Source organism: Clostridium sp. CM039 (assembly GCF_055081075.1).
This window is the reverse complement of the sequence record NZ_CM143649.1, coordinates 1,441,053-1,457,593: the sequence shown is the minus strand read 5'-3', so window position 1 is coordinate 1,457,593 and position 16,541 is coordinate 1,441,053. Positions and strand designations below refer to the sequence as shown.

The 16,541-nt window shown below is 29.8% G+C and carries 17 protein-coding genes and 2 pseudogenes; 16 read left to right on the top strand and 3 right to left on the bottom strand.

What is annotated here, in order from left to right; translation table 11 throughout:
* Positions 1 to 209: 209 nt before the first annotated feature.
* Complete coding sequence (locus ACWJJ2_RS06850; RefSeq protein WP_462954067.1) at positions 210 to 1,487, bottom strand: sensor histidine kinase; 1,278 nt, start codon at positions 1,485 to 1,487, stop codon at positions 210 to 212.
* An 8-nt stretch (positions 1,488 to 1,495) separates the two neighbouring features.
* The gene (locus ACWJJ2_RS06845; RefSeq protein WP_462954066.1) at positions 1,496 to 2,209 is read right to left on the bottom strand and encodes a LytR/AlgR family response regulator transcription factor; all 714 of its coding nucleotides are present in this window, start codon (positions 2,207 to 2,209) and stop codon (positions 1,496 to 1,498) included.
* A 335-nt stretch (positions 2,210 to 2,544) separates the two neighbouring features.
* On the opposite strand from ACWJJ2_RS06845, the gene ACWJJ2_RS06840 reads away from it, so the two are divergent.
* The 16 genes and pseudogenes from ACWJJ2_RS06840 (at position 2,545) to ACWJJ2_RS06765 (ending at position 15,462) form a co-directional block, all read left to right on the top strand.
* A complete protein-coding gene (locus ACWJJ2_RS06840; RefSeq protein WP_462954065.1) occupies positions 2,545 to 3,297 on the top strand; it encodes an ABC transporter ATP-binding protein in 753 nt (250 codons plus the stop codon).
* Positions 3,275 to 5,335 (top strand): FtsX-like permease family protein, encoded by a 2,061-nt coding sequence (locus ACWJJ2_RS06835; RefSeq protein WP_462954064.1) that lies wholly within the window; start codon positions 3,275 to 3,277, stop codon positions 5,333 to 5,335. Before ACWJJ2_RS06840 ends, ACWJJ2_RS06835 begins: the two co-directional genes overlap by 23 nt.
* Positions 5,336 to 5,934: 599 nt before the next feature.
* Entirely contained in the window at positions 5,935 to 6,465 is a 531-nt protein-coding gene (locus tag ACWJJ2_RS06830; protein WP_220286643.1) for a signal peptidase II, read from the top strand.
* A 159-nt stretch (positions 6,466 to 6,624) separates the two neighbouring features.
* Positions 6,625 to 7,533 (top strand): PhzF family isomerase, encoded by a 909-nt coding sequence (locus ACWJJ2_RS06825; protein ID WP_220286644.1) that lies wholly within the window; start codon positions 6,625 to 6,627, stop codon positions 7,531 to 7,533.
* 189 nt (positions 7,534 to 7,722) lie between these two features.
* The gene (locus ACWJJ2_RS06820) at positions 7,723 to 8,343 is read left to right on the top strand and encodes a DUF4303 domain-containing protein (protein WP_220286645.1); all 621 of its coding nucleotides are present in this window, start codon (positions 7,723 to 7,725) and stop codon (positions 8,341 to 8,343) included.
* Between the two features lie 67 nt (positions 8,344 to 8,410).
* A complete protein-coding gene (locus ACWJJ2_RS06815) occupies positions 8,411 to 9,229 on the top strand; it encodes a DUF2262 domain-containing protein (RefSeq protein ID WP_220286646.1) in 819 nt (272 codons plus the stop codon).
* Between the two features lie 438 nt (positions 9,230 to 9,667).
* Positions 9,668 to 9,778, top strand: a pseudogene (locus ACWJJ2_RS06810) (ATP-binding protein); the annotation flags it as partial.
* A 103-nt stretch (positions 9,779 to 9,881) separates the two neighbouring features.
* A complete protein-coding gene (locus ACWJJ2_RS06805; protein WP_258280718.1) occupies positions 9,882 to 10,004 on the top strand; it encodes a hypothetical protein in 123 nt (40 codons plus the stop codon).
* 68 nt (positions 10,005 to 10,072) lie between these two features.
* Positions 10,073 to 11,354 (top strand): annotated as a pseudogene (locus ACWJJ2_RS06800) (esterase/lipase family protein).
* 18 nt (positions 11,355 to 11,372) lie between these two features.
* A complete protein-coding gene (locus tag ACWJJ2_RS06795; RefSeq protein ID WP_216303605.1) occupies positions 11,373 to 11,564 on the top strand; it encodes a hypothetical protein in 192 nt (63 codons plus the stop codon).
* 118 nt (positions 11,565 to 11,682) lie between these two features.
* Complete coding sequence (locus tag ACWJJ2_RS06790; RefSeq protein WP_216303606.1) at positions 11,683 to 12,216, top strand: flavodoxin domain-containing protein; 534 nt, start codon at positions 11,683 to 11,685, stop codon at positions 12,214 to 12,216.
* Positions 12,217 to 12,289: 73 nt separating this feature from the next.
* The gene (locus tag ACWJJ2_RS06785; protein WP_220320222.1) at positions 12,290 to 12,520 is read left to right on the top strand and encodes a hypothetical protein; all 231 of its coding nucleotides are present in this window, start codon (positions 12,290 to 12,292) and stop codon (positions 12,518 to 12,520) included.
* A 306-nt stretch (positions 12,521 to 12,826) separates the two neighbouring features.
* On the top strand, positions 12,827 to 13,390 hold the full coding sequence (locus ACWJJ2_RS06780; RefSeq protein WP_462954063.1) for a flavodoxin family protein: 564 nt from the start codon (positions 12,827 to 12,829) through the stop codon (positions 13,388 to 13,390).
* A gap of 2 nt (positions 13,391 to 13,392) precedes the next feature.
* Positions 13,393 to 13,635, top strand: a complete 243-nt coding sequence (locus ACWJJ2_RS06775) for a hypothetical protein (protein WP_220286648.1) — start codon at positions 13,393 to 13,395, stop codon at positions 13,633 to 13,635.
* A 153-nt stretch (positions 13,636 to 13,788) separates the two neighbouring features.
* Positions 13,789 to 14,265 carry a GNAT family N-acetyltransferase gene (locus ACWJJ2_RS06770; RefSeq protein WP_462954062.1) on the top strand — a complete coding sequence of 159 codons (477 nt, stop codon included), beginning with the start codon at positions 13,789 to 13,791 and terminating at the stop codon, positions 14,263 to 14,265.
* A gap of 162 nt (positions 14,266 to 14,427) precedes the next feature.
* A complete protein-coding gene (locus ACWJJ2_RS06765) occupies positions 14,428 to 15,462 on the top strand; it encodes an L-threonylcarbamoyladenylate synthase (RefSeq protein ID WP_220286650.1) in 1,035 nt (344 codons plus the stop codon).
* 199 nt (positions 15,463 to 15,661) lie between these two features.
* On the opposite strand, the gene ACWJJ2_RS06760 is transcribed toward ACWJJ2_RS06765, so the two are convergent.
* Entirely contained in the window at positions 15,662 to 15,829 is a 168-nt protein-coding gene (locus tag ACWJJ2_RS06760) for a hypothetical protein (protein WP_462954061.1), read from the bottom strand.
* Positions 15,830 to 16,541 lie beyond the last annotated feature (712 nt).

The following is a 16,541-nucleotide window of genomic DNA, read 5'->3' as shown; positions in this document are numbered from 1 at the left end:
TATTAGTTAATTTAGTATACTACAGACGAACGCTAACTAATAGCCATAAAGTTTATTGAAATTGCTATTTTGTTAAAACCAAGGTAGATATAATACTTTCAATGTAATAAGTCATGCTAGGCACATTGTAAGCTATAGTTCTTGGCAAAGGCATTTTGTGCAAGAATTCACACAACAGCAGATGGTTATTTAAATATTAGTAAAAATCTTTACACCTTTATAAAAAGTGTTATTTTAAAAGTATTATCTGTGCATTCTGTATCAATATCCCCGCTATATTTAGATACCACAGTTCTAATGATATCCACGCCATATCCATGTATTAGGTTATTTTTTTTATTAGTGATAAATCTCAGGCCATTTACTTTTATCTGATTTATCTTTGAGTTTTCAACCTCATAAACAAAATATCCTTTATCTGTATTTGACTTAATATTTATAAATCTGGAGTTTTTATCTTGTATTTTTGAACATGCATCTATTGCGTTATCAATAGTATTAGAGAACATGCTAGATAAATCTGGTTGAGAAATATTTAATTGCTCAGGAACATAAATATTTATGTTAACATTTATACCCAAATCAATAAGCGTTTTGTGTTTGTTATTTAAAATTGAATTTACTACTTTATTCTCACAAAATGTATGAATTGACATAGAGCTTATACTTTCTGTCACATTGCCAAGGTAATGCCTTGCATCTTCAATGTTCCCCTCATACAAAAATGAGTTTATAACCCCTAAGTGATTTTTCATATCATGCAATATTTTCTTTGTGATATTCTGATTTTCTTCTATATCCATATAATGTTCCATCTGCATTACTAATTGTTTATTTAAGGAGTCAGCTTCGGAACCTAAAGCAATTTCTTTAATAACATAAAACGTAGCAATAATGCCAAAAATATATAAAGTCATTATCGTAATGACAATGAGGTTGTAAAAGGTGGTTACTTTAAATATAAAAGGAACAATGCTAAAAACAATGGAGATGAAGGTAGCTAAAGACATAATACATATGAGTGCCCATATTTTGCTAGATAAAATTTCTTTAGCCCATAATACAACCTTATAAAGAGCAAAATATATTAAAATAAAAATCAGAACTCTTAAAGAAGATTCAATTATGTCATTAAATCTATATTTGTAGATTGGGAAAAAAGAAGCTATTCTAGCAGCCAACATTTTCACACTTACAGAGATAGTTGAAACCATGGACACGGCACAAATCCTTTTTATTTTTACGTCTTTATAAAAGATTAATCCTATAATCAAGTAGATAACAAATGAATATATAATATTTTCGATATCTCCTGACATAATAGGTATCATACACATCACAAATAAGGCAAAAAAATTTAATGCAGAAAACATTTTCGAGTCTCTTTTCGTTAAAAATGCATTAAGTAATTTAAATAAAATAATTGTTTCTATAAACGAAATAATAATTAAAATAATGATTGGAATAATAACTGCAATTATCTTCATAAAGCACCCTACCTCAGTATTTGTTTTGCAAACGTTATTAAAGTTTTTTTATATCTGTTTCTACTTATTGGAACGTTGTATCCAATTGTAGTAATAGCATGATTTTGCTCAATGCTATTTATATTAGTTAAGTTTATTAAATATCTTTGGTGACAGCGTATAAAATTTCTATTAATAAGTTCTTTTTCTACATCATCAAGCTTTGAATAAAATTCATATTCGCCCTGCTTACAGATTAGTCTAATAATCCTCTTATCACTAAAAAAATACACAATATCGAAAAAGTTAATTTTATGAGTTTTATCTTTGAAATTTATTATATACACATCACTATTTATCATATCCAAACTATCGAGAGCTTCTTTAAATACCTTAGCTATTTTGTCAATTTTAAAAGGTTTTAGTATGTAATTGAAGGCTCTGACGTTATAGCCTTCGAATACATATTCCATAAGTCCTGTTACAAAAATAATTATAGCAATTTTATTTGTTTTTCTGATTATTTTGGCAGTATCTATTCCTGATATCTTTTTCATTTGAATATCTAAAAATATTATATCAAATTTATATGAATTGTTTTTTATGGTATTTATAAGCTGTTCTCCGCTTTCATAATCGTTTATTTTAGCATCAAGGTTGTTTTCTTTAATCTGGCCTGCCAGAATATTTTTCAGCATATTTCTTTGTTTAAATTCGTCTTCACATATAGCAATTTGTAACATAAACGTTGTTCCTCCAATATTTTAAGAAAAATTTTTAAAATTTCTTATATTTTCAAAAAAGATCTTAATAAAGTTGGTAAATTTCAAAAATTCCCAATATGATGTTGATTACGAAATGACTTTTGAGGTGTTTACAAATTTACTCTAATAATATTATAACATGATTTAACAGTAGTATTTTACAATTTATACAGCGTTAATTATGAGATTTCCACAAACATTACCAAACGTTACAAAATAACTACCAAGCGTTACAACACCTCAATTTATGAGATTGAACTTCGCATATTAACATGCTAATATTTCCTTATAATATAGAATGAGGAGGAGAAAAAATGTTAGAAGTAAAGAGTTTAAAGAAGACTTATGTATCAAAGGGTGGTGAATATATTGCTCTTAGGGATATTGATTTGAAAGTTAATGAAGGCGAATTTGTGGCTGTTATGGGGCCGTCTGGTAGTGGTAAAACCACACTGCTCAATTGTATATCAGGATTTATACATGCAGATTCGGGTCAAATTCTTTTGGATGGAGTAAATATTTTAAATGTTAATGAGGATAGGCTTGCAGATGTGAGACAGAATAAATTAGGATTTGTATTTCAGGATTATATGCTGGTTAATGGACTTACAGTACTTGAAAACATATTTCTGCCCCAAATTATTGCCAGTAAGGATATGAATAAAATGATGAAAAGAACAGAAGAACTTATGGAAAATTTCACAATAGAAACGATAAAAAATAAATATCCTAACGAAATATCAGGTGGAGAAAAACAAAGAGTTGCAATAGCGAGGGCACTCGCGAATAAGCCCTTAGTTCTTTTGGCAGATGAACCAACAGGTAATCTGGATTCAAAGTCTAGCTTAGCGGTAATAAAGGCATTCATGGATGCTAAGAAAAACTTAGGAGCAACAGTATTTATGGTTACACACGATGCCTTTGCAGCATCATATTGTGATAGAGTAGTAGCTCTTACAGACGGACACATTGTTAAAGAACTTATTAGAACTACCTCTCCGCGGGAATTTTTAAATGACATTCTAACTTTCATGAAGGGAATAAATGGTGAGACTTATGACGCTTAACGCTATTGTTAGAAAGCTATTTAAAAATAACATAAAGGAATATGCTTTGTTTATTTCATCAATCATATTTGCAGTTACAATGATTGGGGGATATGGCATTCTCCAATTTAGTCCAACGGTTACCAAAGTACTCATGGATGGTGGTTCGACGCAACAAATTACGTTAAGCATGTTTGCATTTACACTAATAGGAACATTTGTATTTGTAATATATGCTTATTCGTTATTTATAAGATATAAGTCAAGGGAAATAGGTGTTTTCATTTCTCTTGGAATCAGACGTAAAAATGTAAGGAAAATTGTTATAAAAGAGCTGAATATAATTTTCCTAGCAGCTACATTATTGGGATTACTCTTTTCAATATTAATTTCATGGCTAAGCTGGACTGTTTTAACCTTCTTTCTAAAAACAGAAGAAACAGCTTTTTCTATTGGATGGACTGGAATAGCTATTGCAATTTTATTTTCAGCTTTATGCATGATTATTACTAGAGTACTAACTTCACGATATATTAAAAAGATAGACATAATAAAGATACTTAAGGCTGAAGAACAGGTCGAGGATACTAAAGGTGATAGTTTCGTTTTGGGTTTAATTGGTATAGTAATGATACCTGTAGGAATCATTCTATTTACTTCAAGAAATATGCCATATTTTTTAATTGCATCTTTAGTGGGGTTGTATTTATTAATAGTACAGATTACATCAATAGGTGTTTTGTTTAAAAAAATTAGTCCTAGCTATTATTATAAAAATATTGTGTTTTTTAATTTGATAAAATCAAAGGGAAAACAATATACTTTACCATTATTTGTATCGACTATTCTAATTGGAGTTGGGATTTTCGGTGTTGCTTTTACTTCCGTTCCAATGATATCGGGTATTTTAAGTACAATCTATGTTGATCCTTATGATTATATGGTTAAAGTAGGATTTCAACAAGGAAATTTTAATGAAAGTGATATAAAAAAATTAGCAATAGATAATAATGTTACACTTAAGGACTTCAAGAAGTTTGATACAATCATTTTAGGTGAGTACTTTAAAAAATATAATGAATGGGCCCCTATCAATTTTGTAAGTGAAGAAACTGTATATAAACTTACTGGCAAAAAATTCGATATTGATCCAGGTTCTTATGTTACTATTATATCTGCTGACGAAAATAGTGATTCAAGTAAATATCACTCACAATCTATTGGGCCTATAACTCTACTAAATCCTACTACCAAAAAAGAATTCACTCTTAATAATAAAGGAATAAAATTTATTGATAAGATTATGAATCCGGATACACTATTTGATCGAAAAAGTTTTTGTGTTATGGATACCGCTTTGTTTAATAAGTTGCGAAGCGAAACAAAAGAGGAATGTATATTTAAAACATATATATTCAATACACCAAATTGGAGGGAAACAGGTGTTTTTAGTAATGCATTATTTGATTCAATAGTTAATGCTAGCGTAGGGAAATGGTGTCCAAACTATAGCACCGGGGTTATATTTGATAGAATAAGAGCACAAAGACCAAACGAACCAGTAAACTATGAATATAAGGAGTATAAAGAAAATAGCTTTAAGGCAAATAGATTGTGGGGATTTACACCATATTCAAGATATCACATATTTAATAGTGGCATTTCTGATTTTGCTGTTTATTTATTGCTTACTCTATATATTTCTATAATCGCAATTGTTTCAGCAATTATGACAATCGGTCTTAAAATATTAAATACAATGTGGCAAGATAAGTTAGTATATAAAAATATTACATTCCTTGGAGTAAGAAAAACTAAGATAAAATCAATTATATCAATGCAAGTTGCTTTAATATACTTTGTTCCAGTAACACTAGGAACTATTATCACCTTATTTTTATTTAAGTCAATAATGACTACTAATGTTTGGGCGTTTTCAAATGTATCATTTTTATTTGCTTGTGGATTATCCTTATTAGTAGTTTTAATCCAAGTTGGATTATTTTTTGTAATTAGAAAGCAGGCTATTAAAGAATGTGTTAATTTTATAGATTTGTAAATTAGAAAAAATGTAACAAAGTTATAGAAGCAAATGTTTTAAGAAAGGTGAGTTGAGAAATTGGCAGGTAATATTATGATTATTTATAAGTGTCAGAGTGTAATTGACGGAGCTGAAAAGTTATATGAGCTAAAGTATGAGATGGGTACTTGTAGGTGGATATTATTTAAAATTTAGATGTTAGAATATCAATTACTGAAATAATATAGCCTGTACACATTTTATATTATTTCAGTTTCTCATATTATGAATTGTGATTAATATGTTATTTTAATCATTAAGGAGAGAGATAAATAGAACGGCACCTGGGCAGTTAGTTAGTTTTATTATGTATGATTATATGAAATTAATGGCAATCATGGTATGATATAAAATATATTTTGCGTCTGGATTGTATAATACGGCGAGGCAAATGGTATGAAATTAAATTTTCAGATTGGATGTTCCTCTTAAAATGAAATTGATTAAAGCAAATAAAAAGCGGAATTTGAAATTGAATATGCGGTGCCTGCTAGATACTCAGATAGATATAGCGATAAGCGCTAGTTAAATGTGAAAGATGTAAAAAAATTAATTATATTAGGTGGTGCAGAATAAATATGAAAATTCAAAACAAAAAGACATATATAGTAGTGCTTATTTTAGTAACAATAGATCAGGTTATTAAAATAGTAATTAACAACAATTTTCTTGACAAGAGATCTACAATATTGCCTCATTTGCTATACTTTGAGCCTATGTTCAATAGGCACTATTCATGGTTTAATTCTATGTTGCAATTAGGTATCAGTAAGTATATACATATTTCACTAGTGGCAATTATGAGTATATTAATATATCTGTTTTATCAATATTTAAATAAACAATTTGGAACTAACAAAACTATTAATAGCATGTATGCTTTTATATTTTCTGGTGCTATGTGTTCATTAATTGACAAGATTTTTTGGAACGGTAGTTTAGATTACATATTAGTAAATGGTTTTTTCACGTTTGACTTAAAAGATGTATATATTAATATTTTTGTTGGGTTGCTAATCTTAACATTGCTCTTAAAAAACAAAGTTTTAGACCAAATTGATGATAATATAGTAAAAGATTTTACTGAATATATTCTACGAAAATTATAAACATAAATTACATCACTGAAAGAATAAGAATTATTAACAATTGTAGTTAAGTCACATTGTTCGTAAATCTCGTAATAAACAATTGCAAAATTACTTGAGAGAGCAGACGAAATAGACAGATTGTGTCATATAAATTGATACTGCCTTAGGGGGGATATTATGACAAGGAAATATAATTTATACCAAATTGACTCATTCACTAAGGAGAAGTTTTCTGGAAATCCAGCTGGAGTAATAACAAATGCTGACGGATTAACTGAAGCTGAAATGCAGAAAATAGCTAGGGAACTTAATAATTCTGAAACAGCATTTATTCTATCTTCAAATAATGATGAGTATGATGTTCACATACGGTTTTTCACTCCAACAAATGAAGTGCCAATTTGTGGACATGCAACTATTGCGGCTCACTATGCCCGTGCAATTGAAAACAGGCTTGTTACTTCTAGGGTTTATCATAAAACTGGTGCTGGAATTTTACCTGTTGATATAGTAAAAGAAAATGATGACTATAAAATTATTATGACACAAGGTAAGATTGAATTTGGATCGATTATTGATGGAATAAATATAAAAAATATTACATTGGCGTTGAATATAAGTAATAAGGATTTACTAGAAGATTATCCAATACAGGTAGTTTCAACAGGTCACTCTAAGGTTATGATTGGTATAAAAAACATTGAAACTTTAAATAAAATGAAACCAAATTATGATGCCCTTTCTAAATTGAGCAACGATATTAAGTGTAATGGATATTACGTTTTTACAGTTAATACTCAAGATACTGATATTTTAGTACATGGCAGAATGTTTGCTCCTGCGATAGGCATTAATGAAGATCCTGTAACTGGTAATGCAAATGGTCCTTTGGGTGCATATCTGGTTCATCACAAATTGGTTAATCATAATAATTCTTTATTTAGATTCAAAGCTAAACAAGGTGAAGCTATAAAAAGAACAGGTATTATCGACGTTGAGGTAAAGATAGAAAATAAAGAACCTGTAGAAATTAAAATTTCAGGAAATGCCATAATAGCATTTAAATCTGAATTATCATTGGAATGACTATCTTAAATAACAACCAATTTAGATAAGATAGAATAAAGTTTAATAGATAAATGAAATGCTGGGAGTGGATTTAGCGTGATTGAAAATCCGATCAAAAAAGAAGGTACAAACTAATTGATACTTTGATGAAATAGTGACAAATAATTAAATATTTATAAGTTTTCATGAAACCGGGGAGGTGTGTATATGGAGTATTGTGCGTGGCTACAGCAATTAATTAATGGTGAAAGAACTAAAGTTGGTGAGGGATACAAAGTTTACTATTCAAATAAGACCTTTGAAGAGCTTGATAGTATTAAAGGAAAAGAAGTATTTCTAGTTAATGAAAAAGAAATTGAAGATTTATTGTTTTTAGACTGCGAAAGGAAAATTATTGAGTTTAGCAAAGAAAAAGAAAACAGAGATGTATATGTTGTTGTATTAGAAATAGATACTGAGGTTGGAGGGATAGGGATATCAATTAATACCAATGAAGCGCTAGAAATAAGTGTGAAAGAAGACTCAAATTATAAACAAGTTCAGACTTTAGGATTAGATGGACTGAGATATAACCCAGCTGATTTTTCATATAGGTTTTTTGAAGAAATCTTATCTAAGGAATCTAAGGAGATTTTAGATGCTTATTATTGTATTAATAATGAACATCATATTTTAGATATTAGTAAAGCAATAGCGTTTAAAAGCGATTTCTTTGATAATGCACTCTTGTTGATTGGGATTAATTTAGTAAATAGATTAAAGCCAGTTTTTCAATATTTAAATAAAACACCGGATTTTATCGCTTATTATAAGGATGGTTTTTCCTGAAGTAAATTGTGGTATAAGGTGCTCCCATAGAAAAGTAAATGAAATTATAGAATTAGGAGGATAAAAAATGAAAGACGTGGCTAAAAGTGAAAAACAGTTGTTAGAACAACTTGGATCATGTCCTATATCAGAGGTTATAGGTATAGTGGATATAAACGGAGTTAGTGCTGGAAGAACAGGTGGTGAGAAGCTATGGACTTTAGGTGTGAAACTTGTTGCATGGAGAGTTGTGAAGGAATATCTAAAGACTGAACCATTACATATTAGACGAAAAGTTACTCATGAGGAACTGAATGATATTAGAAATATGATTAGGCCTGAGACAATAATAAAAATTAATGCTCGTGTTATAGAGGAGAGTGTATTTGGTAGATCTGATGCACTTTTTGAAGGATTTATTGAATTTGTTTCAAATGATAATGAATTAAACGTATATTTAGAGGAACTTAAAAAACCAATTATTTATATTGATAGTATCTTAGGAACATTTACTTTTAATAGGCAAGTTAATTGGTATATAGGAGATATAAGCTGGAATGGGAAAAGTATTAAACTGAATTTGTCGGTAGATGAACCAGAGGGCATAAATTTAGGTCTACAGGTTGCAAAAACCTTATGGGAAGATCAGGTAACATGGAATAACCGTGTATGCAAATATGCTGTACATGAATTATTGAAAATCAAAAATGAAAGTTGGCTTGAGGAAGAAGAGGACAAGGTAACATCTGAGCAGTTCAGAAATTGTATAATACTTGAAGAAATTACTATAAACCCAAATGGTGAATTCGAATTTTGGCACAATGATGGTGACTTATTCTGGGGACATTCAATTTTAATTTCAGGCAATTTGACTGACGGGCCAAATGATGCAGATATTACTGGATAGAGGAATAAATGATTGAAGTAGGGACAATGTTCTCGTATAACAGAATGTTGTCGTTTGCCTTGCTCGAGAGTATTTCGAATAGGTCATGTGATGTACTCAAGTCTATTTTTCAAATCAAGAAAATCTTCAAATCTTAGACAAGACACATTTCTTCACCAAGTCTGGTTAGGTTCAGAAATGTAGTCAACTGTGTGATGAAGTTTATGGGTAGATATTACTGCAGGGTCAAGTCCGGATGAAATAATGCGACCACTGTTTCTTGAATTCCGGTTTTAATTTTGGAAAGTGAACTTGGGCATATTGTAAGCATTTTATTGAGTATTTTAGGAGGATATGGTAAATTAATGTCGAAAAAGTTCCCACTCTTGTACTTATAGGAATTTTTAAAGGTAGGACATATATATATATTTTAATTTAAACCTTAGTCAAGAGGATTTAAATCAACTATTTAAGCCGTTTACACAGGCAGATAACTCAAATACTAGAAAATTTGGAGGAACTGGTCTTGGTCTTGAAATTAGTAAAGAATTAGTAAGGCTTATGGATGGCGCTAGAGTTAAGTGTATAGAAGCTGGTATGGATGATTATATCAGTAAGCCTATTAATTTTGAAAATCTGTTTAAAATTATAGAAGATGGCATAAAGAAGACATATGAGTAAAGGCAATAATCATAAAAAATTTCCGAAAGTTAGTAATAGAAATAACTATAATAAACAAAGCAAACCTAGTGATGAATCAATGGAAAAAGATTCTTTGTTTGGAATACCAATATAAGTAATGTTAATACATGAATTTTAAAACATTTTATATTAAGAATGTGCAGAATTAAAGGGTGGATTTAAATGATAGTATTTATAATAACGTTTGCTTTAGCAATACTAATAATAAGCATCATATGCTTAGATCTTAGCAATAAGGTACTTTTACTCAATAAAAAATTCATGAGCATATATTTTATTTTTGCACCTCATATTGTTTTGTTAGGGTGGCTTTTTAGCGAACGCACTAAATTTGGACAAGATAAAGTTATATGCAAATGGATTATTTTAATCCAAATAATTATTTTCAGTTTTTATATTTGGTTAAAAATAAACATAGCCCCAAACGCATTTAAGCAAATTGTTAACATTAGATTAAAGGTAATGTTAGGTGGCAAACGTCTTGTTCTCTATGGATTGTATGTAGCGTTTATTCAAATCTTAATATACATAATAGGGTTTAAAGCAATAAAAGACTTCGTTATTTCTAATAATATCGTTGTAATAGATGTTATTATTATGGTATTGACTACTATTACTTTACTTGCAAATGGAATGTTACGAATCTTATGTACTTCAAGAAGGCTAAGTATATTAAAAAGATATATAGTAGCCGTTATGGTCTTTATTCCAATTATAAATATTTTTATAATGTTGTATGCTTGTCATATTGCAAAAATAGAATATGATCATGAGTGTTATAAGGTAATTAATAATGAAGCACGTGTTGACTTAGAGGTATGTAAAACAAAATATCCTCTTGTGTTAGTTCATGGAGTTGGATTTAGAGATTTAAAATACATTAATTATTGGGGAAGAATACCTAAGGAATTGATTCGTAATGGGGCAACAGTTTATTATGGAAATCAAGAAGCTTGGGGAACAGTGGAATGTAATGCGCAGGACATTAAAGATAAAATTCTTGATATTGTTAAGGCAACAGGATGTGAAAAGGTAAATATTATAGCACATTCAAAAGGTGGATTAGATGCACGTTATATGATTAGTAAGTTAGAGATGGGGGAATATGTTGCATCGCTAACAATGGTGTCATCACCTCATAGAGGATGTAAGTTTGTTGATATTGCTTGTAATATGCCTGATAAGCTTTATAAAGCATATGTTTAGTGATTATATAGTGACCATTCCTTATATTTTAGTGAAGTTAACGGAAGGTGAAAATGATGGTTTAGTATCTATTAATTCTGCTAAATGGGGAGAATTTAAAGGTGTGCTTAAAAATAAGCATAGGCGTGGAATCTCTCATGGAGATATTATAGATTTAAGAAGAGATGATTATAAAGGATTTGATGTAATGGAAAAATATGTAGAGATTATATCAACCCTTAAAAATGAGGGATATTAAGTAAACCTACTTGTAAATATGCTAAATAAAGGTGTTTCCTCAGATGATTTTGTTATAAATGATACAAAATTTACAGCAGTTTTAATGACTACAAGTATATTGGGTGTGGTTACTATGATTGTGTTAAATAACGTTTATGATGAAAATATAATAACTGCTACAACAAATGCTTATGTAGAACTCCTTGTTAAAGGAGTTTCAAGAAAATAAAAGGAGCCAATAGATTATGATTTGGAACGTAGAAGCTATCTCTTTATTGATTTTAGGTAGATGTAAGGCTTAGTTGTATTTTAATTCCAAGAAATTTATATTGAAAGAGGTTCTAATAATGAAAGTTGTAGTAATTTACAAATCAAAAACAGGTTTTACAAAGCAATATGCAGAATGGATTGCAGAGGAGTTATCGGCTGATATTTTTGATGTTTCAAATGTTGCAACCAATATAGTGGCAGCCTATGACATCGTGATTTACGGTGGCAGTTTGTATGCTGTTGGTATCAATGGAGTAAAATATATAACAAAGAACTTGGATATACTTAAAGATAAAAAAGTCATTATTTTTGCAACGGGAGCATCTCCCTCTAGCCAAGAGGCGATAGATGAAGTAAGAAATACAAACTTTACTCCTGGAGAACAGAAACATATACAGTTCTTTTATTTAAGAGGTGGATTTAATTATAGTAAACTAAAGCCTTTTGATAAGGTGCTTATGACATTACTAAAATGGAAGATGCAGATGAAGGTGAAGATGAAAAAAGATTTAACACCTGATGAAAGAGGCATGCTAGCCTGCTACGATAAGCCCGTAGATTTTACAAGAAAGAAAAATATAGATAAAATAATCACTTATGTTAATTCATAACAGTATTTTATTGTTTAAGAACTAAAGCCATGTACTGGAATCAATATCCAGAATGTGGCCGGTTTTTACACGTATGTCAACTGTACCTGTAATTTTAGGTATTGATGAATTGACGTGTATGGTAGTTACACACAAACTTGTTGATGAAGTACTCAGAATGTATGATGGGATAATAGTAGCCAACAATGGAAGGATAGAGGAGATAGGTAATTTTGATGAATTAACACAGAAAAAAGGTTATTGTCCAACAGCCACAAACGGCAGCAATGCCTTTTTTCTTTTTCCTAAGATTGATGATAAATAGGTATAGTACATAAGATGAATCTTTGTACTATACCTATTTACCTGCCACTTATCATATATATATTGGGTTAGTATACAATTTACGGTAATGATAGTATAATTAAATAAATATTTTGTGTTACAACAGTATAATATTGCGTATTAAATATTATTTATACTACCTTTGAAAAAGAAAATAAGGATGAAGGGATTCATAAACATCACTGCTCTATGAACTATGAATATTTTTAGAAGGAGATGAAATAATATTAAATATTTAATATTTAATGGAAGCCCTCATAGGGGTAATACATGGCGGTTAGTTAAATTGATTCAGGAAGATTTACATGAAATCTCACCTGAATCAACATTTGAGGAAATACAGTTAACAGATTTGGAACTACCCTTTTGCACTGGATGTAGTCTTTGTTTTAGAAAAGGGCATGAACACTGTCCGCATCATAAAATTATGCAGAGAATAATTGATAAAATTGATGAAAGTGATGGCGTGATTTTTGCAATGACAACCTTTAATATGCAACCAAACGCTTTGACTAAAAATTTGATTGACCACTTGTGCTATATGTTTCACAGACCTCACTTTTTCAAAAACAAAGCAATAGTTGTTACAACAGTGGGTGGAGTAGGCGGTAATAGTGCAGTAAACTACCTTTCGGCGTGGCTAAAAGGAATTGGATTTAACTATTGTTATAAATTACCTGTCATATCATATAGTTGGAATGATTATACAGTAAATAAAAGAATAAAAATAAAATGCAGAAGGTTGGCAGAAAAATTTCATAATGATGTTTCATCTAAAAAAATGCATACACCGAGTTTTGCTGTTTTAATACCATACAATCTATTTAGAGGAATGAGCCTTGGATTGTGACAATGTTAAATTCTAAATACAGGGGATATTTCAACTATTACGGAGTAATAGGAAATAGTAAGGGACTTAGTGAATTCTATGGACCATCCCTAAGAATATTGTATAAATGGATGAATCGTAGAAATCAAAGAAAGGGTTTCAACTTGGAAGAGTTTAATAAAAAGATGAATTGGTATGGACTAATTAAACATAGAGTAGTGGAAAGAGCAGAAACACAAATGAGAATCGAAACCTGTTTTGAGTGATTACGTAAGCGAATATATTTGAAGAGCCCGCTGCGGTAGTTCCGCACGCTGGGATCTGTGCGGAGTGTACTGGGTGACTAATACGTCTACCGTGACATTCTACGATACATGAATAATTGTAATATATAACGAACTAATGGAGGAGGGATTTTTATGAATTTAACAGTAAGAGAAGCAATTAGTAGTGATTACAATGATATTAGTAACCTTAATGCCGAGGTATATAATTTGCATGTTGAAAATAGACCAGATGTTTTTAATATCAATAATCCTTTATTAAAAGAGCATTTTAGTAATTTATTGAATACATATAATACAAAATTATTTGTTGTTGAAAATACTGATAAAAAAGAATCAATTGCTTATAGTACAGTGAAAATTATTGATATGCAAAGCGTATCAATATTAATACCAAGAAGAGTGGCTTATATAGATGATTTCTGTGTCAATTCAAATTATAAGAAAAATGGGATTGGAAGATTATTATTTCAATATATTGTAGATTATGTAAGAGCAGAAGGTGCTTCATCATTACAATTAGTTGTATGGGAATTTAATAAAGGTGCAATTTATTTTTATGAAAAAATGGGAATGTTAACAAGAAACAAAAAAATGGAATTAAATTTATAGTGGTTATAATTTACAACATTCTTTTATTGCTCGTCAACTGTATAAGCACCATAAACGGTTGTTTTTGGAACTGAATAGGTGTGTGGTATAACAGCCATTAGTGGGATAAATAGTAATGGTTATTATACCAAACAAATTACGCAAATAGGAGGCAGTTTATCTATGGAAACAGAAATATTAAATGTTAAAGATTTAAATATTAATTATAAAAATATTGTAAAAGGTGCAGAGTATCTAAGAAATGGTGAAGTGATTGCAATTCCAACAGAAACTGTTTATGGATTAGCCGCAGATGCTTTTAATGAAAATGCAATAAAAAAAATATTTGAAGTTAAAGGAAGGCCACAGGATAATCCATTATTGGTACATATATATAAATTGGAACAAGTGTATGACATATGCAAAGATATTTCAAAAGAAGCAGAGAAAGTATTTGGTACTTTTTGGCCGGGATCAGTAACTTTGATTTTTAATAAGAAAGATTGCATTTCAGATACAATTACTGCAGGAATGAAAACTGTAGGAGTTAGATTCCCAAAAAGTGAAATAGCAAGGGCTATAATTAAAGAAAGTGGAACTTTATTAGTAGCTCCATCTGCAAATTTATCAGGAAAGCCATCAACTACTAGTGCCGAGCATTGCTACAATGATTTAAATGGAAAAATTTCTTGTATTTTAGATGGAGGGCCGTGTTCAATTGGGTTAGAGTCAACAATTATAGATATGTCTACTCCAGCCCCAATACTGCTAAGGCCAGGAGCAATAAGCTTGGATGACATATGTAATGTGATTCCAAATCTTATATATAAAAAGGATTTATTAAGCGTGAAAGAAAATGAAATTCCAAAGGCTCCAGGAATGAAATATAAACACTATGCACCAGATGCACCACTAACATTGGTTGAAGGAGATTATGTAAAAACTTCTAAATGGATTAAAGAAAATGCAAATGAGAATGATGTTGTAATTTGTTTTCAAGAATTTTTAAACGATTTTAAGGACTATCAACATATATATAGTTTAGGAAGCTTTAAAATGTTAAATATAGCTGCACAAAAGATGTTTGATTTGATTAGAGAATGTGATAAATTGAGTGTAAGTCATATTTATATACAAGCTCCCAATAACAATGGGTTAGGGAATTCTATAATCAATCGATTAGAAAAAGCAAGTGCAGGAAACATTATTCATATATAAAACATATCGGTTGTTTTTAATTACAATAACAGGAACAGCTGTGATTATTAAGAGCAATATTGAGAATATATTGTAGGATATAATTGACGAATAAAATGCAGTAACTGTGATATGTCGAACTTACTAAACATTGCGAATTGTAAATAATTTGTAAAAAGCAAAAGGCAACTTCTTTTTATTGAAGCTACCTTCCGGCTCATTATTCAAGCCAGGATGAAATAATCGCTCCTAGCATAGTACAAGCTATCCATACAGCAATATTTCCTACATTCTTCGACAGGATATTAAAATTAATCTCAACTACCTTATAATGTATGGAAAGTATTATGATGGATACTACGAAAAATCCTACTTTAAGATGATTCATGACAATTCCTCCTATAAATAATTCTCAAATTATTCATCGGATGTAGAATTACTTTTGCATCTTTTGCTAATCTATTTATAAGCTTTTGTAAATAATTTTTTAACTAAAGTAGGATATCTAAATTATTGACAATCTTATAATAATTATTCAATGAGGGTGATGAATTTTGAAATATAAGATTATTGTATAACTGTGGAAAAATAAGTAAAATTGCAATGCCATTCCCAAAAATAAAATAGTCAATTTATTTTTGGGGTAGTGTCAGCGAAAATGATATTTCGTACGTCAAGGAAAGTATAATTACAAAAATGTAATTATTTTACTTGACAAGTTCATAAATCTAACTATTTTTATGAATTTAAATTTTAAAATCATTGTGTACGAATGTGGGTGTTTTTGCCTATCCCCCCCAATATTCGTTGCGTTTTTGTCGAATTACGATAAAATTATTCCAAATAAGACGGTTAAAGTTAATACGTCAATTAGGTAAAATTATATTTATAGCAATAAGATGAATTGCAAGCAGGAGGTATATATGAGAAAAAAGATTTCAATTGTAACCGGGCAAAGGCGGCTTTTGATGAGCTGGGCGTTAAAAAGTTGCATACTGTCAAGGCTCTGCAAATAGAATATTCCGAGCTACTCACCCAAAAGAAAAAAGCCTATACAAAGTACCATTCGGTAAAAAAAGAAGTGTAGGAAGTAGTTACCG

What these genes read in the sequence shown, in the direction of transcription:
- ACWJJ2_RS06785 (WP_220320222.1), top strand. Translation starts at nt 12,290, where the DNA reads ATGTCAACTGTACCTGTAATTTTAGGTATTGATGAATTGACGTGTATG.
- ACWJJ2_RS06760 (WP_462954061.1), bottom strand. Translation starts at nt 15,829, where the DNA reads ATGAATCATCTTAAAGTAGGATTTTTCGTAGTATCCATCATAATACTT.
- ACWJJ2_RS06775 (WP_220286648.1), top strand. Translation starts at nt 13,393, where the DNA reads ATGTTAAATTCTAAATACAGGGGATATTTCAACTATTACGGAGTAATA.
- ACWJJ2_RS06840 (WP_462954065.1), top strand. Translation starts at nt 2,545, where the DNA reads ATGTTAGAAGTAAAGAGTTTAAAGAAGACTTATGTATCAAAGGGTGGT.
- ACWJJ2_RS06825 (WP_220286644.1), top strand. Translation starts at nt 6,625, where the DNA reads ATGACAAGGAAATATAATTTATACCAAATTGACTCATTCACTAAGGAG.
- ACWJJ2_RS06790 (WP_216303606.1), top strand. Translation starts at nt 11,683, where the DNA reads ATGAAAGTTGTAGTAATTTACAAATCAAAAACAGGTTTTACAAAGCAA.
- ACWJJ2_RS06835 (WP_462954064.1), top strand. Translation starts at nt 3,275, where the DNA reads ATGGTGAGACTTATGACGCTTAACGCTATTGTTAGAAAGCTATTTAAA.
- ACWJJ2_RS06820 (WP_220286645.1), top strand. Translation starts at nt 7,723, where the DNA reads ATGGAGTATTGTGCGTGGCTACAGCAATTAATTAATGGTGAAAGAACT.
- ACWJJ2_RS06830 (WP_220286643.1), top strand. Translation starts at nt 5,935, where the DNA reads ATGAAAATTCAAAACAAAAAGACATATATAGTAGTGCTTATTTTAGTA.
- ACWJJ2_RS06770 (WP_462954062.1), top strand. Translation starts at nt 13,789, where the DNA reads ATGAATTTAACAGTAAGAGAAGCAATTAGTAGTGATTACAATGATATT.
- ACWJJ2_RS06765 (WP_220286650.1), top strand. Translation starts at nt 14,428, where the DNA reads ATGGAAACAGAAATATTAAATGTTAAAGATTTAAATATTAATTATAAA.
- ACWJJ2_RS06795 (WP_216303605.1), top strand. Translation starts at nt 11,373, where the DNA reads ATGCTAAATAAAGGTGTTTCCTCAGATGATTTTGTTATAAATGATACA.
- ACWJJ2_RS06805 (WP_258280718.1), top strand. Translation starts at nt 9,882, where the DNA reads ATGAGTAAAGGCAATAATCATAAAAAATTTCCGAAAGTTAGTAATAGA.
- ACWJJ2_RS06815 (WP_220286646.1), top strand. Translation starts at nt 8,411, where the DNA reads ATGAAAGACGTGGCTAAAAGTGAAAAACAGTTGTTAGAACAACTTGGA.
- ACWJJ2_RS06845 (WP_462954066.1), bottom strand. Translation starts at nt 2,209, where the DNA reads ATGTTACAAATTGCTATATGTGAAGACGAATTTAAACAAAGAAATATG.
- ACWJJ2_RS06850 (WP_462954067.1), bottom strand. Translation starts at nt 1,487, where the DNA reads ATGAAGATAATTGCAGTTATTATTCCAATCATTATTTTAATTATTATT.